Annotated in this window: 18 protein-coding genes and 2 rRNA genes; 14 read left to right on the top strand and 6 right to left on the bottom strand. The window is 64.9% G+C overall.

Features of this window, described 5'->3' with window-relative positions; genetic code table 11:
* The first annotated feature begins 18 nt into the window (after positions 1 to 18).
* The 5 genes from ACUTAG_RS25220 (at position 19) to ACUTAG_RS25200 (ending at position 5,885) form a co-directional block, all read left to right on the top strand.
* A complete protein-coding gene (locus ACUTAG_RS25220) occupies positions 19 to 909 on the top strand; it encodes a DMT family transporter (protein WP_020926898.1) in 891 nt (296 codons plus the stop codon).
* A 96-nt stretch (positions 910 to 1,005) separates the two neighbouring features.
* Positions 1,006 to 1,440 (top strand): MarR family winged helix-turn-helix transcriptional regulator, encoded by a 435-nt coding sequence (locus ACUTAG_RS25215; RefSeq protein WP_020926897.1) that lies wholly within the window; start codon positions 1,006 to 1,008, stop codon positions 1,438 to 1,440.
* A gap of 105 nt (positions 1,441 to 1,545) precedes the next feature.
* Positions 1,546 to 2,973 carry an efflux transporter outer membrane subunit gene (locus ACUTAG_RS25210; protein WP_026384881.1) on the top strand — a complete coding sequence of 476 codons (1,428 nt, stop codon included), beginning with the start codon at positions 1,546 to 1,548 and terminating at the stop codon, positions 2,971 to 2,973.
* Positions 2,974 to 2,993: 20 nt separating this feature from the next.
* On the top strand, positions 2,994 to 4,253 hold the full coding sequence (locus ACUTAG_RS25205; protein WP_020926895.1) for an HlyD family secretion protein: 1,260 nt from the start codon (positions 2,994 to 2,996) through the stop codon (positions 4,251 to 4,253).
* Positions 4,254 to 4,265: 12 nt separating this feature from the next.
* Positions 4,266 to 5,885, top strand: a complete 1,620-nt coding sequence (locus tag ACUTAG_RS25200) for a DHA2 family efflux MFS transporter permease subunit (protein ID WP_054446180.1) — start codon at positions 4,266 to 4,268, stop codon at positions 5,883 to 5,885.
* Between the two features lie 58 nt (positions 5,886 to 5,943).
* Here the strand turns inward: ACUTAG_RS25200 and ACUTAG_RS25195 are convergent, their stop codons facing one another.
* The 3 genes from ACUTAG_RS25195 to ACUTAG_RS25185 form a co-directional block, all read right to left on the bottom strand.
* Entirely contained in the window at positions 5,944 to 6,924 is a 981-nt protein-coding gene (locus ACUTAG_RS25195; protein WP_148316569.1) for a hypothetical protein, read from the bottom strand.
* A 2-nt stretch (positions 6,925 to 6,926) separates the two neighbouring features.
* On the bottom strand, positions 6,927 to 7,994 hold the full coding sequence (locus ACUTAG_RS25190; RefSeq protein WP_045953049.1) for a tartrate dehydrogenase: 1,068 nt from the start codon (positions 7,992 to 7,994) through the stop codon (positions 6,927 to 6,929).
* A 144-nt stretch (positions 7,995 to 8,138) separates the two neighbouring features.
* A complete protein-coding gene (locus ACUTAG_RS25185) occupies positions 8,139 to 9,662 on the bottom strand; it encodes a helicase HerA-like C-terminal domain-containing protein (protein WP_020926891.1) in 1,524 nt (507 codons plus the stop codon).
* A gap of 159 nt (positions 9,663 to 9,821) precedes the next feature.
* Here ACUTAG_RS25185 and ACUTAG_RS25180 point away from each other — a divergent pair, with 159 nt between their 5' ends.
* From ACUTAG_RS25180 to ACUTAG_RS25150, 7 genes are all read left to right on the top strand, one after another.
* Positions 9,822 to 10,553 carry a YebC/PmpR family DNA-binding transcriptional regulator gene (locus ACUTAG_RS25180; RefSeq protein ID WP_006387795.1) on the top strand — a complete coding sequence of 244 codons (732 nt, stop codon included), beginning with the start codon at positions 9,822 to 9,824 and terminating at the stop codon, positions 10,551 to 10,553.
* 179 nt (positions 10,554 to 10,732) lie between these two features.
* Positions 10,733 to 12,040, top strand: coding sequence for a phosphoribosylamine--glycine ligase (gene purD / locus ACUTAG_RS25175; RefSeq protein ID WP_026384878.1), 1,308 nt, complete (start codon positions 10,733 to 10,735; stop codon positions 12,038 to 12,040).
* Positions 12,041 to 12,052: 12 nt separating this feature from the next.
* Positions 12,053 to 12,964, top strand: coding sequence for an oxygen-dependent coproporphyrinogen oxidase (hemF, locus tag ACUTAG_RS25170; RefSeq protein ID WP_020926888.1), 912 nt, complete (start codon positions 12,053 to 12,055; stop codon positions 12,962 to 12,964).
* The gene (gene nadD / locus ACUTAG_RS25165) at positions 12,961 to 13,548 is read left to right on the top strand and encodes a nicotinate (nicotinamide) nucleotide adenylyltransferase (protein WP_047993442.1); all 588 of its coding nucleotides are present in this window, start codon (positions 12,961 to 12,963) and stop codon (positions 13,546 to 13,548) included. Before hemF ends, nadD begins: the two co-directional genes overlap by 4 nt.
* A gap of 72 nt (positions 13,549 to 13,620) precedes the next feature.
* The gene (gene rsfS, locus ACUTAG_RS25160; RefSeq protein WP_006387791.1) at positions 13,621 to 14,025 is read left to right on the top strand and encodes a ribosome silencing factor; all 405 of its coding nucleotides are present in this window, start codon (positions 13,621 to 13,623) and stop codon (positions 14,023 to 14,025) included.
* Between the two features lie 8 nt (positions 14,026 to 14,033).
* Positions 14,034 to 14,504 carry a 23S rRNA (pseudouridine(1915)-N(3))-methyltransferase RlmH gene (gene rlmH / locus ACUTAG_RS25155; RefSeq protein WP_006387790.1) on the top strand — a complete coding sequence of 157 codons (471 nt, stop codon included), beginning with the start codon at positions 14,034 to 14,036 and terminating at the stop codon, positions 14,502 to 14,504.
* Positions 14,505 to 14,553: 49 nt separating this feature from the next.
* A complete protein-coding gene (locus ACUTAG_RS25150; RefSeq protein WP_026384875.1) occupies positions 14,554 to 15,165 on the top strand; it encodes a Maf family protein in 612 nt (203 codons plus the stop codon).
* 76 nt (positions 15,166 to 15,241) lie between these two features.
* Here ACUTAG_RS25150 and ACUTAG_RS25145 read toward each other — a convergent pair whose 3' ends face one another.
* A complete protein-coding gene (locus ACUTAG_RS25145; protein ID WP_006387788.1) occupies positions 15,242 to 16,582 on the bottom strand; it encodes a dicarboxylate/amino acid:cation symporter in 1,341 nt (446 codons plus the stop codon).
* A gap of 295 nt (positions 16,583 to 16,877) precedes the next feature.
* Here ACUTAG_RS25145 and ACUTAG_RS25140 point away from each other — a divergent pair, with 295 nt between their 5' ends.
* Together ACUTAG_RS25140 and ACUTAG_RS25135 are read left to right on the top strand one after the other, a co-directional pair.
* A complete protein-coding gene (locus tag ACUTAG_RS25140; protein WP_262352209.1) occupies positions 16,878 to 18,806 on the top strand; it encodes a sensor histidine kinase in 1,929 nt (642 codons plus the stop codon).
* Positions 18,807 to 18,907: 101 nt separating this feature from the next.
* A complete protein-coding gene (locus tag ACUTAG_RS25135) occupies positions 18,908 to 20,293 on the top strand; it encodes a sigma-54-dependent transcriptional regulator (RefSeq protein ID WP_053499208.1) in 1,386 nt (461 codons plus the stop codon).
* A gap of 133 nt (positions 20,294 to 20,426) precedes the next feature.
* Here the strand turns inward: ACUTAG_RS25135 and rrf are convergent.
* Together rrf and ACUTAG_RS25125 are read right to left on the bottom strand one after the other, a co-directional pair.
* Positions 20,427 to 20,539, bottom strand: a 5S ribosomal RNA gene (rrf, locus tag ACUTAG_RS25130).
* A gap of 199 nt (positions 20,540 to 20,738) precedes the next feature.
* Positions 20,739 to 23,619, bottom strand: a 23S ribosomal RNA gene (locus ACUTAG_RS25125).
* Between the last annotated feature and the right edge of the window lie 16 nt (positions 23,620 to 23,635).

The raw sequence follows: 23,635 nt of genomic DNA, 5'->3' as shown, positions 1-23,635 counted from the left end.
CCCGCCGTCCCATTGCGAATGACCCGACACCGCGCCCTCACCTACATCCACATCGCCGCCGTCCTGTTCGGCCTGACCGGCGTCTTCGGCGAACTGATCCAGGCCAGCGCGGCGGTCATCACATTGGGCCGGGCGGTCTTCGCGGTCATTTCGCTGGGGCTTTTTGCCCGCATGCGGCGGCGCCCGCTGCTCGGCGCCCTGACGCCGGCCCAGTTGTTCGTGCTGGTGATCGCGGGCGCCCTGCTGGCGGCCCACTGGGTCACCTTCTTCATTTCGGTGAAAGTGGGCGGGATCGCCATCGCCACCTTGGGCTTTGCCAGCTTTCCCGCCTTCATCACGCTGTTCGAGGGTCTGATCTTCCGTGAGCGCGTGCGGCTGGCCGAATGGTTGCTGCTGGGACTGGTCACCGCCGGCCTGGTGCTGGTCACGCCCTCGTTCGATCTCGCCGACCAGGGCACCATCGGCCTGGCCTGGGGCCTGCTGTCGGGCCTGACCTTCGCGCTGCTGGCCCTGAGCAACCGCCGCTCGGCCTCGGGCATGGATCCGATGCAGGTGGCCTGCTGGCAGAACCTGGTGGTGGCGCTGGTGATGCTGCCATTCGCCGTCGGCCAATTGCCCGCCCTGCCCGCCATGGACTGGTTCTGGCTGGCATTGCTGGGCGTGTTCTGCACCGGCCTGTCGCATTTCCTGTTCGTTTCCAGCCTGACGCGCCTGAACGCGCGCAGCGCCGGCCTGGTGATCGCGCTGGAGCCGGTCTACGCCATCGCCTTCGCCTGGCTCCTGTTCAGCCAGCAGCCGACCGTGCGCATGATGGCCGGCGCGGCCCTGATCGTGGCCGCCATCGTCTGGTCCGGCCTGCGCAAGACGCCTGCTCCTCTCCCGGAAAGCGAGCCTGGAAAGCAGTCTTGACAATTACTGTCTAGGCAGTAAAATTCGCGGATGAATGCCCCGCCCCGCCCTGAGTCCTCCGAACATCCGATCCATTATCGCGGCGACACGCGCTGCATGATGGAAGAGAACGCCGGCTACCTGATCAAGCTCGTCGCCAACTCCCTGAACCGGATGCTGGACCAGGAAATGGCCCCGCTCGATCTCACCGCCATGCAGTGGCGCCCCATAGCCATGGTCTCCCTGGGCCGTGCCGACACGCCCGCCGAGCTGGCCCGGCTCAATGGGGTGGACACCGGCGCCATGACGCGCACGCTCGACCGGCTCGAGGCCAAGGGCTTGCTGCGCCGCGCCCGCAGCCAGCAAGACCGGCGCGTCGTGAAAATCGAACTGACCGAACTGGGCGAAGCCAAGGCGCGCGAAATCCCGCCCAATATCGCCCATGTGTTGAACCATCATCTGCGCGGTTTTTCCGCTGACGAAGTCACGCAACTGATGCACTTCCTGCGCCGCATGCTCGCCAACGGTTCCGCCTCCGCCCCCGAACGCTGACGGCGTCGGCCGGCACCGCCCCACCCCTGTAAAAGGGGTTTTATTTGACGTAATATTTGCCTAGGCAAATACAGATTAATCAATTACTTTCAGCAGATTGTCAGGATGAAACGCCTTCTTTCTACCGCATTAGTGTTGGCTTTGAGCGGTTGCGCCCTGATGGAACCCGGCCCCGAGCCGGTGGCCGCCCTGAATGAAGCCAAGCTGGGATTGACGGGCCAGGCAGTGGCCTGGCCCGAAACGAAATGGTGGCAGCGCTACGGCGACAGCCAGCTCGACACGCTGATGGACGAGGCGCTGGCCAACAGCCCCTCCATGACCGCAGCGCAGGCCCGCCTGGCCAAGGCCAACGCGGCCGTCAGTACGGCCCGCGCCCCGTTGATGCCGCGCGTCGACGCCAACTACACGCTTAACCGCGAGCACCTGTCCGCCGACTACATCTATCCGGCCCCGCTCGGTGGCTCGGTGGTCAGCGAAAACCGCCTGGCGCTGGACTTCAGCTACGAGCTCGATTTCTGGGGCAAGAATCGCTCGCACCTGAAGGCCGCCGTCTCGCAGCAGGCCGCCGCCGAAGCCGACGCCCAGGCCGCGCGCAACGTGCTCGCCAGCGCCACCGTGCGCGCCTACCTCAATCTGCAAGACGCCTTCGCCCAGCGCGACGTCATCAAGCGCGTGCTGGCCCAGCGCGAGGAAGTGCTGTCGCTGACCCGCGGCCGCTACTCCGCCGGGCTGGACACCCAGGTCGAGGTCAAGCAGGCCGAATCGTCGCTGGCCGCCGGCCAGGTCGAGCTGACCCAGACCGAAACCACGCTGGCGCAATTGCGCAACCAGGTCGCGGCGCTGGCGGGCGCCGGTCCGCAGCGCGGCCAGTCGCTGGTGGCAACGGCGCTGACCGCCCCCGCCGGCGGCGTGCCCGCCAGCGTGCCGCTGGAGCTGCTGGGCCACCGCCCCGACGTGGTCGCGGCGCGCTGGCGCGCCGAAGCTGCCCGGCACCAGATCGACAGCGCCCGCGCCGAGTTCTATCCCAACGTCAATCTGGTGGCTTTCGCCGGCTTCCAGGCGATCGGCACCGGCAACCTGCTCGGCGCCGCCGCCCGCACCGCCGGCATCGGCCCCGCCATCACCCTGCCGATCTTCCACGGCGGCGAATTGAACGCCAACCTGGCCAGCCGCCGCGCCGACGCCGACCTGGCCGTGTCCGACTACAACCAGACCGTGCTCGATGCCGTGCACCAGGTCGCCGACGCGCTCGACGGCCTGCGCCTGCTGGAACAGGAAAGAGCGCAGCAGCGCCAGGCGCGCGAAGCCATCGAGGCGGCCTATGAACTGGCCGTCAATCGCTACAAGGCGGGCATGGGCAACTACCTGACCGTGCTGATCGCGCAGACCGGCGTGCTGACGCAGGCGCGACTCGACACCGACCTGCGCATCCGTGCCTACCAACTCGATGCCAACCTGGCCAACGCGCTGGGCGGCGGCTATGCGCCCGCCCCCGCGACCGACGCCGCGCCCGCCACGAACTCCACTCATTGAACGCTCCGGATTCAGACGTCATGAACGCAGCCACTCCCACGACCAATCCCGCCCGCAAACGCCTGCTGCTGATCGCGACCGGCGTTTTCCTCCTTATCGCGATCGCCTACGGCATCTGGTGGGTCCTGTTCGGCGCCCACTTCGAGAGCACCGACGACGCCTACGTGCACGGCAACCTGGTGCAGATCACGCCGCAGGTGCCCGGCACCGTGGTGGCCATCGAGGCCGATGACACCGAGACCGTCGCGGCCGGCCAGCCGCTGGTGCGCCTCGATCCGGCCGACACGCAGGTCGCCCTGCAGCAGGCCGAGGCCAAGCTGGCGCAGACCGTGCGCCAGGTCCGCACCTACTATGTCCAGAACGACGCGCTGGCCGCCGACGTCGACCTGCGCAACGCCGACATCCTGCGCGCCCAGGCCGAACTGACCCGCGCCCAGAGCGACGTCAGCCGCCGCCAGCAGTTGGCCAAGTCGGGCGGCGTCAGCGGCGAGGAAATCCTGCACGCCGAAGCCGCGCTGAAGACCGCGCAATCGGGCCTGGCCCAGGCCCGCGCGGCACTGGCCGCCTCGCGCGCCAAGCTGGCGACCAATCAGGCACTGACCCAGGGCACCACGGTGGCGGACCACCCCGACGTGCGCCAGGCCGTGGCCGGCCTGCGCAACGCCTGGCTGGCGCAATCGCGCACGGTGCTGCCGGCCCCCGTCGGCGGCGTCGTCGCCCGCCGCAGCGCGCAGGTGGGCCAGCGCGTGGCGCCCGGCGCCGCGCTCATGACCGTGGTGCCGCTGGACCAGGTCTGGGTCGAAGCCAACTTCAAGGAAGGCCAGCTGCGCAAGATGCGCGTCGGCCAGCCGGTCAAGATGGTCGCCGACCTGTACGGCAGCTCGATCACCTATCACGGCACTGTCGAGGGCCTGGATGCCGGCACCGGCAGCGCGTTTGCCCTGCTGCCGGCCCAGAACGCCACCGGTAACTGGATCAAGGTGGTGCAGCGCGTGCCCGTGCGCATCAAGCTCGATCCCGAAGACCTGAAAACGCACCCGCTGCGCGTAGGCCTGTCGATGGATGTGGAAGTCGACGTCGGCAAACAGGAAGGCGAAGCGCTGACGGCCGCCACCCGCAAGGAACCGGCCTGGTCGACGCGCGCCTTCGAACCCGCCCATGACGAGCTCGACGCCATGATCCAGAAAATCATCCAGGCCAACCTCGCCTCCGACGAATTCACCCCGCAGGCGGACGCCTCGCCCGTGGCCAAAGCCGGCTTGGCGCGCGGCGCCAAGTAAGGGAGCGCTCCCATGAGCACCACCGCGCAGCCCGCGGCCGGCGGCGCCCCCGCCGAACCCACCGTTCTCCCGCCGGGCACCTACCCGCCGCTGGAAGGCGCCACCCGCATCATCGGGTCGATCGCCCTATCCACGGCGGTGTTCATGAACGTGCTGGACACCTCGATCGCGAACGTGTCCATTCCCACGATCTCCGGCGACCTGGGCGTCAGCTCCAGCCAGGGCACCTGGGTCATCACCTCGTTCGCCGTGGCCAACGCCATCACCGTGCCGCTGACCGGCTGGCTGACGCAGCGGTTCGGCCAGGTCCGGCTGTTCCTGATCTCCACGCTGCTGTTCGTGCTGGCCTCGTGGCTGTGCGGCTTCTCGCCCTCGCTCGAAGCGCTGATCGCCTTTCGCGTGCTGCAAGGCGCGGTGGCCGGGCCGATGATCCCGCTGTCGCAAACATTGATGCTTGCCAGCTTTCCCAAATCCAAGGCCGGCATGGCATTGGCGGTTTGGTCCATGACGACACTGGTCGCGCCGGTGGCGGGGCCGCTGCTGGGCGGCTGGATCTCCGACAACTACACCTGGCCGTGGATCTTCTACATCAACGTGCCGGTGGGCCTGCTGGCCGCGTGGATCAGCTGGCGCATCTATGGCAATCGCGAATCGCTGACCCGCAAGCTGCCGATCGACAAGCTCGGCCTGGTGCTGCTGGTGGTGTGGGTCGGCGCCTTGCAGATCATGCTCGACAAGGGCAAGGAACTGGACTGGTTCGCCAGTCCCACCATCATTGCGCTGGCGGCGATCGCCTTCGTCGCTTTCGTCTTTTTCCTGATCTGGGAACTGACGGATGCGCATCCGGTGGTGGACCTGCGCCTGTTCAAGGTCCGTAACTTCACGGTGGGCGCGCTGACCCTGGCGGTGGCGTACGGCGTGTTCTTCGGCAATGTGGTGCTGCTGCCACTGTGGCTGCAGAGCTACATGGGCTACACCGCCACCTATGCCGGTCTGGTGACCGCGCCGGTGGGACTGCTGGCCATCCTGCTCACACCCATGGTGGGCAAGATGCTGGCCACGCGCGACCCGCGTCAGATCGTCACGGTGGCATTCCTGATCTTCGCGCTGGTCTGCTTCATGCGGTCCGGTTTCAATACGCAGACCGATGTGCGCACGCTGATGATCCCCACCATCATCCAGGGCGCGGCCATGGCGGCGTTCTTCGTGCCGCTGACCTCGATCACGCTGTCCAGCATCGAACCCTGGCGCATACCCGCGGCCTCCGGCCTGTCGAACTTCCTGCGCCTGACGGCCGGTGCATTCGGCACCTCGATCGTCACCACGTCGTGGGAAAACCGCGCCACCCTGCACCACGCGCAGCTGACCGAAGTCGCCAAGCCCGGCCAACAGGCCTTCGACCAGACCGTGAACCTGCTGCAGAACAGCGTGGGCATGTCGCACCCGCAGGCGCTCAGCACCGTGGACCGGATGATCAACTCGCAGGCCTTCACCATGTCGGCGGTCGATGTCTTCTACGCCTCGGCGGTGATCTTCCTGCTGCTGACCGGACTGGTATGGTTCGCGCGGCCCCGCTCGGCCAAGGCGGGCGGTGGCGGCGGCGCCGCGGAAGCCGCGGCGGGCGCTCACTGAACGGCGCCACGCCCGCGAAGCACGCGAAAAAAAAGCCCGGCGCTCGCCGGGCTTTTTTTCAGTTCTTGAGAAGCGCCTGCCAATCCTGCCGCTCGATCACCTCCGGCGGCAACGCGCTCACCGGCGACAGGTTGATCACCGACACGCCTCGGCCGCGCCACTGCTGCGCGGCAAAACGGAACGATGGCTCGATCAAGCGGGCAAAGTTGCGCGCCAGGCGGCTGGTCCGCGGCGTGGCGCCCTCATCGTAGAAACGCATGCCGTGCTGCAATGTCAGGTCGAGACCATGCAAGTAGACCTTGCGCGCTCCGCCCGAAATCAAGACCTGCAGCGCCACATAGGCCACCGTATCGGCATCGAACACGCCCAGCGACGCGTCGAAGCTGTAGCCCAACCCTTGCTTGGCATCCAGCAATTGCAGGTCGGGTGATGCCGCCACCATGCGCTTGAGCACCGCCGGCGCGGCGCTGCGCTCGTAGGCGCGCTCCGAGATCAGCTCGATGATGCAGATGCGGCAACGGATGAGATCCTGCGGAATGCCCTGCATGATGTAGCGCAGGACTTCCGGCAACACATACAAGGTCAGGTCGCAGGCGACGATTTCACGCACCAGGTCGATGCGATCACGCACGAAATTCTGGTCGATGATGCAGTAGTACTTGAACGGCACCTTGAACTTGCGAGCCAGCGCGATCGAACCATTGACGCCCATCGCCGTCCGGATATCCAGGCGGTCGTATGGAATCTGCGCAATGGAGGGTCCGCTCAGTATCAGGTGCACCTCAGCGTCCGCCGGGTCATAGCCCTGCTGCAGCGGGGTGATGGGAAAGGTGCGTCCGAACGCCCGAAAACCGCAGATCACGCCCGACGGATCGCGCCAGATGCGCACGAACGGCCACAGGTGCTGGTTGTGTCGCTGCGTGCGCGAGCGCAGCATGCGAAACAGCTTGCGGGCGAAGCGGTCGGCCCGGCTCCCGCCCACCGGCGCGGGCGGAGAGGCAATCGAATCGACCACGTTATCGGCCCCTGGCTGATGCATCGCTACGCGGTGGGAATCAGCGACGCGATGGCGTCGCCCACTTCAGCCGTGGACGCGCTGCCCTTCATGTCGCGTGTGCGCGGGCCATCGGCCAGCACGGTTTCGATGGCGCGAACCACCGCCGCCGATGCGTCCGGATAACCCAGGAAATCCAGCATCAGCGCGCCGCTCCAGATCTGGCCGATTGGGTTGGCGATGCCCTTGCCGTAGATGTCGGGCGCGGATCCATGCACCGGTTCGAACAACGACGGAAACTTGCGCTCGGGATTCAGGTTGGCCGACGGCGCGATGCCGATCGTGCCGGTGCAAGCCGGGCCGAGATCGGACAGGATATCGCCGAAAAGATTGGAAGCCACGACCACGTCGAACCAGTCAGGATGCTGCACGAAATGCGCGCACAGAATGTCGATGTGATATTTGTCCCAGCGGACGTCGGGGTAGTTCCCCGCCATGTCGGCCACGCGTTGGTCCCACCACGGCATCGAGATCGAAATGCCATTGGACTTGGTTGCCGCGGTCAAGTGCTTGCCGCGCTTACGGGCCAGTTCGAAGGCGAACTTCAGGACCCGGTCGGCGCCGACGCGGGTGAACACGCTTTCCTGGATGACCACCTCGCGCTCGGTGCCGCCGAACAGTACGCCACCGCTGTTTGAATACTCGCCTTCGGTGTTCTCACGGACGATGAAGAAATCGATCTCGCCCGGCTTGCGATCGGCCAGCGGCGACGGCACCCCGGGCATCAGGCGCACCGGGCGCAGATTGATGTACTGGTCGAATTCGCGACGGAACTTGAACAGCGAGCCCCAGAGCGCTTCATGATCGGGCACGGTGGCGGGCCAGCCGATGGCGCCGAAGAAAATCGCCTCGTGCTGGCCAATCTGCTGCTGCCAGTCGTCCGGCATCATCTTGCCGTGCTTGGCGTAATAGTCGCAGCTCCAGTCGAAATGATCCCACTGGAAATCGATGCCGAAGCGCTTCGCGGCGGCCTCAAGCACCTTCAAGCCTTCCGGCACGACCTCCTTGCCGATGCCATCTCCTGGAAGCACTGCAATCTTGTGTTTTGCCACCACTTTTTCCTTTGGATTTCCGGGTTATATCGCCCAGAATCATAGGCATAAATGGTGCCAACGCAACACCCCCAGTTACAAACAACACAATACCTCGGGTTACAACACGCGGGGGCCCGAATTTGTCCTAAAAATGGAATACAGCGTTCAGCGGCGGGATTTGGATCCCAGCAGCGACCCCAGGATACCCCGGGCCAATTGCGTCGCGATAGAACGGGCCGTGCTCTTGGCGAAGGTCTGCACCACGCCGTCGCGTTTGCCGCCACGCGGTCCGGTCGAGCCGAACAGCACGTCATTCAGGCTGTCCATGAGACCACCGCCCTGCTTCTCGGCCGGCGCGCCCCCCGCCGTTGGCGTGGGCGCGGCCTTCCCGGGCGCCTGATCGGCAGGCGCTGCGGCGCGTCCGGCCAGCACTTCGTAGGCGGATTCGCGGTCGATGGCCTTGTCATATTTGGCCGACATGGGACTGCCCTGGCGCAAGGCCTGGCGCTCGGCGTCGGTGGCCGGCCCGATGCGGCTGGCCGGCGGCACGATCCAGGCGCGCTCCGTCGGCATCGGCCGGCCCTTGGCATCCAGCAGCGACACCAGCGCTTCGCCCACGCCTAGTTCGGTGATGGCCGCCTCGATATCCAGCCCCGGATTGGGCCGCATGGTCTGGGCCGCGGTCTTGACGGCCTTCTGGTCGCGCGGCGTGAAGGCCCGCAGCGCGTGCTGCACCCGGTTGCCCAGCTGGCCCAGCACCGTGTCCGGGATGTCCAGCGGATTCTGCGTGACGAAATACACGCCCACGCCCTTGGAACGCACCAGGCGCACCACCTGCTCGATCTTGTTCAGCAGCGCGGGCGGCGCGTCGTTGAACAGCAGGTGCGCCTCGTCGAAGAAGAACACCAGCTTGGGCTGGTCGGGATCGCCCACTTCGGGCAGCTTCTCGTACAGGTCGGCCAGCAGCCACAGCAGGAAGATCGCGTACAGCCGCGGCGCCTGCATCAGCTTGTCGGCGGCCAGCACGTTGACGATGCCGCGGCCCTGGGCGTCGGTGCGCATCAGGTCGGCCACGTCCAGCATGGGTTCGCCGAAGAATTTCTCGGCGCCCTGTGACTCCAGCGCCAGCAGGCTGCGCTGGATCGCGCCGACGCTGGCCGCCGACACATTGCCGTAACGGGTCTTCAGTTCGGCGGCGCGATCGGCGACGTTCTGCAGCATGGCGCGCAGGTCTTTCAGGTCCAGCAGCAACTGGCCTTCGTCGTCGGCCACCTTGAAAACCAGGGTCAGCACCCCTTCCTGGGTATCGTTCAGTTCCAGGATGCGCGCCAGCAACAGCGGGCCCATGTCGGTAATGGTGGCCCGCACCGGCGTGCCCTGCTCGCCGAACACGTCCCACAGCGTGACCGGGCTGGCGCCCCACGCCGGCTCCGACAGGCCCAGGTTTTTCAGGCGTTCCTGCAATTTGGGACTGGCCGCCCCCGCCTGCGAGATGCCGGTCAGGTCGCCCTTGACGTCGGCCATGAAGACCGGCGTGCCGATGCGGGAAAAGGACTCGGCCAGCACCTGCAGGGTGACGGTCTTGCCCGTCCCCGTGGCGCCGGTGATACAGCCGTGGCGGTTGGCCAGGGCCGGCAACAGGGCCAGCTCGGTCTGGGCGTTCTTGGCGATGACGATGGGGTTGGGCATGGACTGCTCTCCGGACCGGAATGACTCAGATGCCCAAGTGTAGAGCCTGCCGCGGCGCTTGTGCGCGTGGCAATATGGACACAGGCGGTCGGCAGCCGGGCGCACCGGCCGCCGGCACGGTAAAATGCCCGTTTTGCAGACAATTTATCCTGGGAAGCCATGGCCGGACACAGCAAATGGGCCAATATTCAGCACCGCAAAGGCCGCCAAGACGCCAAACGCGGAAAGCTCTGGACCAAGATCATTCGTGAAATCACCGTGGCGGCGCGCGCCGGCGGCCCCGACCCGGACAGCAATCCGCGCTTGCGCATGGCCTGGGACAAGGCCACCGACGCCAACATGCCCAAGGACAACATCCAGCGCGCCATCCAGCGCGGCGCGGGCGGCGCGGACGGCGACGCCTACGAGGAAGTCCGCTACGAAGGCTACGGCATCGGTGGCGCGGCGGTCATCGTCGACTGCATGACCGACAACCGCACCCGCACCGTGGCGGAAGTGCGCCACGCCTTCGCCAAGAACGGCGGCAACCTGGGCCAGGAAGGCTCGGTGGCCTTCATGTTCAAGCACTGCGGGCAGTTCGTGTTCGCTCCCGGCACGCCGGAAGACCAGGTCATGGAAGCCGCCCTCGAGGCCGGCGCCGAAGACGTCACCACCGATGAGGAAGGCGTGATCGAAGTGGTCTGCGCCCCGGCCGACTACGCCGCCGTGCGCAAGGCCTTCGACGACGCCGGCCTGAAGGCCGAAGTCGACGGCATCGTCATGAAGGCCCTGAACGAAACCGAACTGGCCGGCGAAGACGCCATCAAGATGCAGAAACTGCTCGACGCCCTGGAAAGCTTGGACGACGTGCAGGAAGTCTATACGACCGTCATTTTCGACGAAGCGCAATAATTTTCCGCAGTCTTGTCGACGCTGCTTTTCCACGCAGTTTTTCCATTACCCGGCGCGCCGCAGGCCTGGCCTTCCCCGCGCCCCGCTGTCACCGGATCCGGGTCCGCCCGGATCCGTGGCCTATTTCTCGGGCAGGTGTCTGACGACACTCGACTGGCAACCTTAAGAATCACGCAACAATGAAACTCCTGGTAATTGGCTCGGGCGGCCGCGAACATGCCCTCGCCTGGCGGTTGGCCCGCTCCCCGCGCGTACACAAGGTGTATGTGGCGCCGGGCAACGGCGGCACGCAACGGGCCGAGCAGATGGAAAACATCCCGCTCACCAATGCCGAGGAACTGGCCGATTTCGTCCAGCGCGAAGGCATCGCCCTGACGGTCGTCGGCCCCGAGGCGCCGCTGGCCGCTGGCGTGGTCGACGTCTTCCGCGCCCGTGGCCTGAAGATCTTCGGCCCCACCAAGGCCGCCGCGCAGCTGGAAAGCTCCAAGGACTACGCCAAGGCCTTCATGGTCCGGCACAACATCCCGACCGCGCGCTACGAGACCTTCACCGATCCCGCCGCCGCCCACGCCTACATCGATCAGCAGGGCGCCCCCATCGTGATCAAGGCCGACGGCCTGGCCGCCGGCAAGGGCGTGGTGGTCGCCGCCACGCTCGAAGAGGCGCATGCCGCCGTCGACGCCATGCTGGGCGACGGCTCCATGGGCGAGGCCGGCGCGCGCGTCGTCATCGAGGAATGCCTGGTCGGCGAGGAAGCCAGCTTCATCGTCATGTGCGACGGCCGCAACGTGCTGGCGCTGGCCACCAGCCAGGACCACAAGCGCTTGCAGGACGGCGACCAGGGCCCGAACACCGGCGGCATGGGCGCCTACTCGCCCGCCCCGATCGTCACGCCCGAACTGCACCACCGCATCATGCGCGAAATCATCCTGCCGACCGTGCAGGGTATGACGCGCGACGGCATCCCCTACACCGGCTTCCTGTACGCCGGCCTGATGATCGCCCCCGGCGACGATCCCGACCGCGACATCAAGACGCTGGAATTCAACTGCCGCATGGGCGACCCGGAAACCCAGCCCATCATGATGCGCGTCAAGAGCGACCTGCTGGACGCGCTCGAGCACGCCGTCGAAGGCACGCTGGACCAGGCCGACATCACCTGGGACCGCCGCACCGCCCTGGGCGTGGTGCTGGCCTCGCACAACTATCCCAATACCCCGCGCACCGGCGACGTCATCCGCGGCCTGCCCGCCGACGCCGACGACTGCATGGTGTTCCATGCGGCCACCCGCCTGGAAGGCGACGAAACCCAGACCACCGGCGGCCGCGTGCTGTGCGTCACCGCGCTGGGCGACTCGGTCAAGATGGCGCGCGACCGCGTCTACGAAGCCATCGACGGCATCCACTTCGACGGCCGCCAGTACCGCAGCGACATCGGCTGGCGCGCGCTCAAGCCGTCGCAGCAGAAGCCCAAGTCCAACGCGTAACCGGAAGCGCCGATGAACGCATTGCCCGTCGCCGACGTCCGCGGCTACTTCACCGGCCTGCAGGCCCGCATCGTCGGGGCGCTGGAAGCCGCCGAGGGCGGCCCGTTCCGCACCGACGAATGGATCCGGCCCGAAGGCGGCGGCGGCGTGTCGCGCCTGCTCGAAGGCGGCCAGCTGTTCGAACGCGCCGGCGTGCTGTTCAGCCACGTCCAGGGTTCCAAGCTGCCGCCCTCGGCCAGCGCGCACCGGCCCGAACTGGCCGGCCGCTCGTGGCAGGCCATGGGTGTCTCGATGGTGCTGCATCCGCGCAACCCCTACGTGCCCACCACGCACATGAACGTGCGCATGTTCGTCGCCACGGCCCGTCCCGGCCATGACGAAACCGACGTGTTCTGGTTCGGCGGGGGGATCGACCTGACGCCCTACTACCCCTTCGAGGAAGACGCGCGCCACTTCCACACAGTGTGCCGCGACGCCCTGGCGGGCCACGGCGCCGACTACTACCCGCGCTACAAGCGCTGGTGCGACGAATACTTCTTCCTCAAGCACCGCAACGAAACCCGCGGCATCGGCGGCATCTTCTTCGACGACCTGAACGCCCCCGGTTTCGACGCCTCCTTCGCCTTGACGCGTTCGGTCGGCGACGCCTTCCTCGACAGCTACCTGCCAATCGTCGACCGCCGCCGCCACACGCCGTATGGCGAGCGAGAACGCGACTTCCAGGCCTACCGCCGCGGCCGCTACGTCGAGTTCAACCTGGTGTTCGACCGCGGCACGCTGTTCGGCCTGCAATCGGGCGGCCGCACCGAGTCGATCCTGTTGTCGATGCCGCCGCTGGCGCAATGGCGCTACGACTGGCAGCCCCAGGCAGGGACGCCCGAGGCCGAACTGGCCGCCTACCTGACGCCGCGGGATTGGGTGTGAAGCGTATCGGGCTCCTGGGCGGCAGTTTCGACCCCGTCCACGTCGCGCATGTCGCCCTGGCCGAAAACGCGCTGCGCGCGCTCGGTCTGGCGCAGGTGCAATTGATCCCAGCCGCCAACCCGTGGCAACGCGCCGCCCTGCACGCCACCGCGGAACAACGCCGCGCCATGCTGGAACTGGCCATTGCGGGCCGCGACGGCCTGGCGGTCAACCCGATCGAACTGGAGCGCGGCGGCGCCACCTACACCATCGACACCCTGCGCGCCCTGCCCGCCGATGCGCGCTACGTCTGGCTGCTGGGCGCCGACCAGCTGGCCAATTTCTGCACCTGGCAGTCCTGGCGCGACATCGCCAGCCTGGTCGACCTGGCCGTGGCCACGCGCCCCGGCACGCCGCTGACGCCGCCGGCCGAACTGGCCGACTGGCTGCGCGGCCAGGGGCGCGAACTCGAAGAATTGCCTTTTGCCCCGATGCCGGTCTCGGCCTCGCAGATCCGCGAGCGCCTGGCCCGGGGCGAACCGACCGACGGCCTGCTGGCCGCCCCTGTCGCCGCCTATATTGCGGCGCACCATCTTTACCGATAACCCCCCCCCGCCTCGGCGCGCGGCGCCGCGGAACCGGCTCCCACCGCCCGTCAGCGGGTTATATTTGCAGCTATGGATATACAGAAACTCCAACGCGCCGTCATCGACGCCCTCGAAGACGTCAAGGCGCAAGACATCAAGGTCTTCAACACCACGCATCTGACCAGCCTGTTCGATCGCGTCGTGATTGCAAGCGCCACCTCCAACCGGCAGACCCGCGCGCTGGCCTCCAGCGTCTCCGACCGCGGCCGCGCGCTCGGCCTGTCGGGCATCACGATCGAAGGCGAAGACACCGGCGAATGGGTCGTGGTCGACCTGGGCGACGTTGTCGTCCACATCATGCAGCCCGCCATCCGCCAGTACTACAACCTGGAAGAGATCTGGGGCGGCAAGCCGGTGCGCGTCAAACTGCTGCCCGAATCCACCCGGTCCGCGCCGATCGCCGGCGACAGCGGCTACGACAGCACTGACGACTGAGGCGCGTCGTGAAACTGATCGTCGCGGCCGTGGGCACCCGCATGCCGGACTGGGTGCAGACCGCCTGGGACGACTACGCCAAGCGCCTGCCGCCCGACTGCGCACTGGAACTGCGTGAAATCAAGCCCGAACCGCGCACCACCGGCAAGACCCCGGCACAGATGATGGCGGCCGAAGCCAAGCGCATCGAGGCCGCCCTGCCGGCCGGCGCGTTGCGCCTGGCGCTGGACGAACGCGGCCGCGATCTCACCACCATGGCGTTATCGCAAAAGCTCGAGCAATGGCGCGCCGGCGGCCAGGACGTTGCCTTCCTGGTCGGCGGCCCCGACGGACTCGACGCCGACCTCAAGGCCTCGTGCAGTGGTCAACTGCGCCTGTCATCCCTGACGCTGCCACACCCCATGGTGCGCGTGGTGCTGGCCGAACAGCTCTACCGCGCCTGGGCCATCATGACCAACCATCCCTATCACCGCGCCTGAGGCATGACGCCGGGCGCCAGCCTCGCGCGCCTGAAGCGCGCCGCCTCTCATGACTGACGCCTTGCCCGCACGCCTCTACCTCGCCTCCGCCAGTCCTCGCCGGCGCGAATTGCTGACACAGATCGGCCTGCCGCACGAGGTGCTGCGCGTACCCGCGCCGCCCGGCGAAGACGAACCGCAACACCCCGGCGAAAGCGCCGCCGACTACGTCCGGCGCACGGCCCGCGACAAGGCCGAACGCGGCCGCGACTGGCTGCGCGCCCAATCCTTGCCCATCATGCCGCTGCTGGCCGCGGACACCACGGTCATCCTGAACGGCCAGGTGCTCGGCAAGCCCGCCGACCGCGAGGACGCCATCCGCATCCTGCAGGCGCTGTCGGGCCAGACGCACCAGGTGCACACCGCCGTGGCGCTGTGGAGCGGCGAACGCCTGCTGGAGTCGGTCTCCATCACCGAGGTGCAAATGCGTCCGCTGCAAGCGGACGAAATCGCGCGCTATTGCGACAGCGGCGAACCCTACGGCAAGGCCGGCGCCTACGGCATCCAGGGACTGGCCGGCACTTTCATCGCGCGCATCGACGGCAGCTACACCGGCGTCATGGGCCTACCCCTGTTCGAAACCGCCAACCTGCTGCGGGCCGCCGGCATCGCGATTCCCTGATTCGCGCGGCAACATGAAAAAGCCCCCGGGACCTTGGCGACCCCGGGGGCTTTTTTGTAGCGATCCGCGGCAGCGATCAGCTTTGCGAGGTCGACACCTGCGCCATCGCCTGCGGTTGCACGCCGGGCGCCGGGGCCTCGCCTTCCAGCGCCGCATGCAACTGGTCCTTGTCCAGCTCGCCTTCCCAGCGCGCCACCACCACGGCGGCGGTGGCGTTACCCACCAGGTTGGTCAGCGCGCGGCATTCGGACATGAAGCGGTCCACGCCCAGGATCAGCGCCATGCCGGCCACCGGCACGGTCGGCACCACCGACAGCGTGGCTGCCAGCGTGATGAAGCCGGCGCCCGTCACGCCCGCGGCGCCCTTGGAACTCAGCATCGCCACCAGCAGCAGCAGGATCTGGTCGCCCAACGACAGCGGAATGTCGCAGGCCTGGGCGATGAACAGCGCCGCCATCGTCATGTAGATGTTGGTGCCATCCAGGTTGAACGAATACCCGGTGGGCACCACCAGGCCGACCACCGACTTCGAGCAGCCGGCGCGCTCCATCTTCTGCATCAGCGTCGGCAGTGCCGCTTCCGACGAGCTCGTGCCCAGCACCAGGAGCAGTTCTTCGCGGATGTAGCGCACCAGCTTCAGGATCGAAAAGCCGTTGTAGCGCGCCACCAGGCCCAGCACCACGACCACGAACAGCACCGAAGTGGCGTAGAACGTGCCCACCAGCATCGCCAGGTTGATGATCGACTTGATGCCGTACTTGCCGATGGTGAACGCCATCGCGCCAAATGCGCCGATGGGCGCGGCCTTCATCAGGATGGCGACCAGCTTGAAGATGGGCTGGGCCAGCGCCGTCAGGAAGTCCAGCACCGGCTTGCCGCGCTCGCCGACCTGCGCCAGCGCGATGCCGAACAGCACCGCCACGAACAACACCTGCAGGATGTCGCCGCCGACGAAGGGGCTGAAGATCGTGGTGGGGATGACGTTCAGCAGGAAGCCAGTGATGGTCGAGTCATGCGCCTTGGCGACATAGCCCGACACCGCCTTCTGGTCGAGCGTGGCCGGATTGATGTGCATGCCGGCGCCCGGCTGCACAAGGTGGCTCACCAGCATGCCGACGATCAGCGCCAGGGTCGAAAACACCAGGAAGTACAGCATGGCCTTGCCGGCCACGCGGCCGACCTTCTTCAGGTCGCTCATGGCCGCGATGCCGGTCGCCACCGTCAGGAAGATCACCGGCGCGATGATCATCTTCACCAGCTTGATGAAGCCATCGCCCAGGGGCTGCATCGCCTGGCCGAGATCGGGCTTGAAATAGCCCAGCAGAATGCCGACCACAATGGCGAACAGCACCTGCACGTACAGGATTTGATAGAACTTGAGCTTGCGCGCAGGCGCGCCTTGATCCACTTCGATCATTGGGATTTGTCCCCACCAGGGGCCCCTGTTCCCCCGCGTCGTGGCGCAGCGGATATCGGGGCGTTATCTCTTTTAGAGCCTTGCGTATTGGCGCAGGCCGATTTCACCCGGTGTGCGATGTGGCCGGGCTTGGAGGGACATACGCAAACCCCGTGCCAGCAGCAAGCCTCCCTCGCCGCTGCCTCAAGTGTTTGATTCGACTTGGAATTTTTTACACCCCAAGGTACACCGACAAAATATCGAGCGAAATACCGCACAGAAACCGGATAAAATGTGCGAAAAACCGCACAACACCATGCCCCTCCCCTCAGCCTTCCCGCCGACGCAGCCGGACCCGGACGCCATCGGCCCACGCCGCCTTCCCGCCTGGGCCTGGATCCTGCTGGCCTTGGTGGCGGTGGCCGCCGTCTTTGGCATCCTGCACGCCGCCAGTCAATGGGCGCGGGAAGGAGCGCTCAAGGAGGCCTACCAGCAGGCCCGCAGCGCGGGACAGATCAATGCCGCCCTGCTGCGCAACAACCTGGACAAGTTCCGCGCGCTGCCCTTCGTCCTGACGCGCGACGTGGACCTGCGCGCCACGCTGCAGGCGCCCTCGGCAGCGCAGATCGAAGCGCTCGACGAGAAACTCGATACCTTGAGCCGCGGCGTCGGCGCATCCGCAATCTACGTGCTGGACCGCAGCGGCTATGCGATCGCCGCCAGCAACTGGCGCGAGCCGGCCACCTTCGTCGGTGTCGACTACCAGTTCCGGCCGTATTTCCGCGGCGCAGTGGCACATGGCTCGGCCGAACACTTCGCGCTGGGCACGGTCAGCCACGAAGCCGGGCTGTACCTGTCGCGCCGTGTGGACGACGCCAATGGCGCCATGCTGGGCGTGGTGGTATTGAAAGTCGATTTCCGCGATCTCGAGGCCGATTGGCGCCAGTCGAACGCGCCCATCTTCGTCACCGACGAGCATGGCGTGGTGCTCCTGGGAAGCGTGCCCGACTGGCGCTTTCGCGTCGTGGCGCCGCTCGCGCCCGACCTGGCCCAAACCCTGCGCACCAGCCTGCAGTTCGGCGATGCCATGTTCCAGCCACTCCCGTTGCAGCCGCCCCTGCAAACCGTCAGTGGCGGCCAACTGGTGCGGGCCGGCGAAGCCTTGCCGCAAATCCCGGCCAGTGCGCCGCTGCTGCACACCACGCTGCCCATTGTCGAATCGCCGGGCTGGACGTTGCATCTGCTGTCTCCGGTGCAGTCGGCCCTGAACCGCGCCACCGCCAACGCGCAGCTGGGCGCGCTGCTGGCGCAAGGCGTGCTGTCCGCGGTGGTCGGCATCCTGCTGTACCGCCGTCACCGGGGCCGCGAGCGCAGCGCGCAGCAATTGGCCGTACGCCGGCAACTGGCCGCGCAGGTCGAGGAACGCACCGCGCAGTTGCGCGCGGCCAATCAGCAATTGGTCGCGCAGATGGACGAACGCCAACGCACCGAAGCGCGCCTGCACACCATGCAGGACGAACTGGTGCAGGCCAGCAAGCTCGCGCTATTGGGACAGGTGGCCGCCGGCGTGGCGCATGAAATCAACCAGCCGGTGGCCGCCATCCGCGCCTATGCCGACAACGCCGCCGAATTCCTGCGCCGGCGCGACAATCCCTCGGTCGAGGAAAACCTGGCCACCATCGCCTCGCTTACGGAACGCATCGGCCATATAACCGGCGAACTGCGAGCCTTTTCGCGCAAGGCCGGGGCCTCGGTCGGTCCCACCAGCCTGCAGGAAGTGCTGGACGGCGCGCTGCTGCTGGTCGGTCCGCGCGCCAGGCGGCAGGGCGTGGTCCTGCAGCGGCCTCCCGTCGAACAGGATCATCGGGTGTGGGCCGACCGCATCCGTCTGGAGCAGGTGATGGTGAATCTGCTGCAGAACGGTCTGGATGCGCTTGAAGGCCGGGCCGACGGCCGCATCGTCGTCGCCATGCAGGACATGGGCGCATCGGTGCTGTTGTTCGTCAGCGACAACGGCCCAGGTCTGTCGGCCGAAACCAGCGCCCGGCTGTTCACGCCGTTCCACACGACCAAGGCCGAAGGCCTCGGACTGGGGTTGGTGATCTCGCGCGACATCGTCGCCGAGTTCGGCGGCGACCTGCGTGTCGCCCATCCCGGCGACGCCATTTTTCCCGCGCCCCACGGTCCCGACCGCGGCGCGATGTTCACCCTCACGCTGCGCAAGTCGCCGCCCGCCGATCCATGACCCGCGTTCCTGATTCCCCTTCCCGCCCGCCGACCCGGCCCGATCCGGCGACGCCGGCATCAGACACCAGACACCAGGAACACACCGAGGCCGAGCCGGCCATGGCCGCAATGTTCGAAGCGGCTGCCGGCAACCGGCCGGCGCCCCTGGTGGCTTTCATCGATGACGACGACGAACTGCGCCGCGCCAACGTGCAGACACTCAAGCTGCGCGGTATCGACGTGCAAGCCCACACCAGCGCGCGCGGCGCGCTTGCCACCTTGAATCGTGATTTCGATGGCGTGGTGGTCACCGACATCCGCATGCCCGATATCGACGGCCTGCAACTGTTCCAGCGCCTGCGCGCCATCGATCCGGAAATTCCCGTCATCCTCATTACCGGCCATGGCGATATCGCCATGGCGGTGCAATGCATGCGCGACGGCGCCTATGATTTCCTGGCCAAGCCCTATCCGCCCGACCGCCTCGTCACCGCCATCACCCACGCCGCCGAAAAGCGCCACCTGGTGCTTGAAAACCGCCGCCTGCGCGAAGCGGCGTTCGCCGTCGAAGCCGATGAAGTGCCCTTTATCGGCACCACACCGGCCATGCAGCGCATCAAGCAGACCTTGCGCCACATCGCCGATGCGGACGTCGATGTCCTGGTGGAGGGCGAGACCGGCACGGGCAAGGAAGTGGTCGCCACCGCCCTGCATCGCCTGAGCCGCCGCCGTCACCGGGCGTTGGTCGCGATCAACTGTGGCGCGCTACCCGAAAGCGTGATCGAAAGTGAGCTGTTCGGCCATGAGGCCGGCGCCTTCACCGGCGCACAGAAGCGCCGCATCGGGCGTATCGAGCATGCCAGCGGCGGCACGCTGTTCCTGGACGAAATCGAAAGCATGCCGCTCGCCGTGCAGGTCAAGCTGCTGCGGGTACTGGAATCCCGCCAGATCACGCCGCTGGGCAGCAACGAAGTCCGCAACCTGGATCTGCGTGTCGTCGCCGCCACCAAGGAAGACCTGGGCAATCCCGCGATCCGCGCCAAATTTCGTGAAGATCTCTTCTACCGGCTCAACGTCGTCACCATCCGTATCCCGCCGCTGCGCGAACGCCGCGAGGACATTCCGCTGCTGCTGGCCCATTATCTGGGTCACGCCTCGCGCCGCTTCCAACGCGACATTCCCGATATGCCGGCCGACATCAAGCGTCACCTGTTGACGCACGACTGGCCCGGCAACGTGCGGGAACTCGCCCACTTCGCCGAGCGCTTCGTGCTGGGCGTGCTCAACACGCCGGCCGCAGTCTCGCCAACCGCGGAAACCACGCCAGGCACCCTGCCGGAAAAGATGGAACGCTTCGAGGCCCAGCTCATCCGCGACGCCCTCGCCGCCCACCAGGGCGATGTGCGCGCCACGCTGGAAGCGTTGGGCATTCCGCGCAAGACCTTCTACGACAAGCTGCAGCGCCACGGCATCGATCGGCAGGATTACACCGGCGCCACCAACTGAAGCGTCCGCGCTGAATTTCCGGGGGACCAAGTAAAAACCCCCGTGCGGCGCCAGCCGCACGGGGGTTCTTGTTTCACACGCCACAAAAACAAAACCCCACAGGCGCGAGCCTATGGGGTTTTGAGCAATAAAAGCCTGACGATGACCTACTTTCACAGACGTCCGTCCACTATCATCGGCGCAAAGGCGTTTCACTGTCCTGTTCGGGATGGGAAGGAGTGGTACCACCTTGCTATGGTCGTCAGGCGTAACGGGTTGAGAGATTGTCTTTGGGGACAACCGCTCCAATCTTGGAAGAAGCGCAACGTGTGGGGATCAGAGAGTGTCTCGATGATCCCGCACAGTGGGTGTAATTGGTGTTGGCTGGCTGCTGACGGGGCAGCCAGATTTTGTATTGAACGACACTTGGAACGCTATATCACCAGGTCATAACCATCAGTGTTATAGGATCAAGCCTCACGAGCAATTAGTATCGGTTAGCTTAACGCATTACTGCGCTTCCACACCCGACCTATCAACGTCCTGGTCTCGAACGACTCTTCAGGGGGATCAAGTCCCCGGGATACCTAATCTTCAGACGAGTTTCCCGCTTAGATGCCTTCAGCGGTTATCTCTTCCGTACTTAGCTACCCGGCAATGCCATTGGCATGACAACCGGTACACCAGAGGTACGTCCACTCCGGTCCTCTCGTACTAGGAGCAGGCTCCGTCAAGTATCCAACGCCCACGGCAGATAGGGACCAAACTGTCTCACGACGTTTTAAACCCAGCTCACGTACCTCTTTAAATGGCGAACAGCCATACCCTTGGGACCGGCTACAGCCCCAGGATGAGATGAGCCGACATCGAGGTGCCAAACACCGCCGTCGATATGAACTCTTGGGCGGTATCAGCCTGTTATCCCCAGAGTACCTTTTATCCGTTGAGCGATGGCCCTTCCATTCAGAACCACCGGATCACTATGTCCTGCTTTCGCACCTGTTCGACTTGTCAGTCTCACAGTCAAGCACGCTTATGCCATTGCACTATCAGCACGATTTCCGACCGTACCTAGCGTACCTTCGAACTCCTCCGTTACACTTTGGGAGGAGACCGCCCCAGTCAAACTGCCCACCATGCACTGTCCCCGATCCGGATAACGGACCAAGGTTAGAACCGCAAACAAACCAGGGTGGTATTTCAAGGATGGCTCCACGTGATCTAGCGACCACGCTTCAAAGCCTCCCACCTATCCTACACAGGCCGGTTCACAGTCCAATGCAAAGCTACAGTAAAGGTTCATGGGGTCTTTCCGTCTAGCCGCGGGTAGATTGCATCATCACAAACACTTCAACTTCGCTGAGTCTCAGGAGGAGACAGTGTGGCCATCGTTACGCCATTCGTGCAGGTCGGAACTTACCCGACAAGGAATTTCGCTACCTTAGGACCGTTATAGTTACGGCCGCCGTTTACCGGGGCTTCGATCAAGAGCTTGCACCCCATCACTTAACCTTCCGGCACCGGGCAGGCGTCACACCCTATACGTCGACTTTCGTCTTTGCAGAGTGCTGTGTTTTTAATAAACAGTCGCAGCCACCGATTCTCTGCGACCCCATCATGCTAAGCGCGCAGGCGCTTCACACTACCGGGGTATACCTTCTCCCGAAGTTACGGTATCAATTTGCCGAGTTCCTTCTCCTGAGTTCTCTCAAGCGCCTTGGAATATTCATCCCGTCCACCTGTGTCGGTTTGCGGTACGGTCTCGTACAGCTGAAGCTTAGAGGCTTTTCTTGGAACCACTTCCAATCACTTCGCAAGCAATGCTCGCTCGTGCCGTACCCTTGATTTACGCGCCCGGATTTGCCTAAGCGCCATCTTCGATACGTCAACAGGGACATCCAACACCCTGATGATCTTCCGCGATCCGTCCCCCCATCGCACTGTACGACGGTGCTGGAATATTAACCAGCTTCCCATCAGCTACGCATCTCTGCCTCGCCTTAGGGGCCGACTCACCCTGCGCCGATGAACGTTGCGCAGGAAACCTTGGACTTACGGCGAGGGGGCTTTTCACCCCCTTTATCGCTACTCATGTCAGCATTCGCACTTCTGATACCTCCAGCAGCCTTTACAAGCCACCTTCGCAGGCTTACAGAACGCTCTCCTACCGCGTGTACAAAGTACACACCCGCAGCTTCGGTTTATCGCTTAGCCCCGTTACATCTTCCGCGCAGGACGACTCGATCAGTGAGCTATTACGCTTTCTTTAAAGGATGGCTGCTTCTAAGCCAACCTCCTGACTGTCTATGCCTTCCCACTTCGTTTCCCACTTAGCGATAATTTGGGACCTTAGCTGGCGGTCTGGGTTGTTTCCCTCTTGAGTCCGGACGTTAGCACCCGGTGCTCTGTCTCCCAAGCTGTACTTGCGGGTATTCGGAGTTTGCCATAGTTTGGTAAGTCGCCATGACCCCCTAGCTATAACAGTGCTCTACCCCCCGCAGTAATACTTGAGGCACTACCTAAATAGTTTTCGGAGAGAACCAGCTATTTCCAGATTTGTTTAGCCTTTCACCCCTATCCACAGCTCATCCCCTAATTTTTCAACATTAGTGGGTTCGGTCCTCCAGCACGTGTTACCGTGCCTTCAACCTGGCCATGGATAGATCATCTGGTTTCGGGTCTACACCCAGCGACTGAATCGCCCTATTCGGACTCGCTTTCGCTACGGCTTCCCTATTCGGTTAACCTTGCCACTGAATGTAAGTCGCTGACCCATTATACAAAAGGTACGCAGTCACCCCACAAGGAGGCTCCTACTGTTTGTATGCATACGGTTTCAGGATCTATTTCACTCCCCTTCCGGGGTTCTTTTCGCCTTTCCCTCACGGTACTGGTTCACTATCGGTCGATCACGAGTATTTAGCCTTGGAGGATGGTCCCCCCATCTTCAAACAGGATTTCACGTGTCCCGCCCTACTTTTCTCACGCTTAGTTCCACACACAAAATTTCGTCTACAGGGCTATCACCTGCTACGGCCGGACTTTCCATTCCGTTCGACTATCTTGCATGCTAAAACGTGAAGGCTCTTCCGATTTCGCTCGCCACTACTTTCGGAATCTCGGTTGATTTCTTTTCCTCGAGCTACTGAGATGTTTCAGTTCACCCGGTTCGCTTCCACTGACCTATGTATTCAGTCAGGGATACTGCTTGCGCAGTGGGTTTCCCCATTCGGATATCTGCGGATCAAAGCTTGTTTGCCAGCTCCCCGCAGCTTTTCGCAGGCTACTACGTCCTTCATCGCCTGTGATCGCCAAGGCATCCACCATATGCACTTAGTCGCTTGATCCTATAACGCTGTAGGC

Source organism: Achromobacter sp. CSND-B12, from assembly GCF_052906545.1.
The sequence above is the reverse complement of the archived record's forward strand: the minus strand, read 5'-3'. Positions and strand labels throughout refer to the sequence as shown.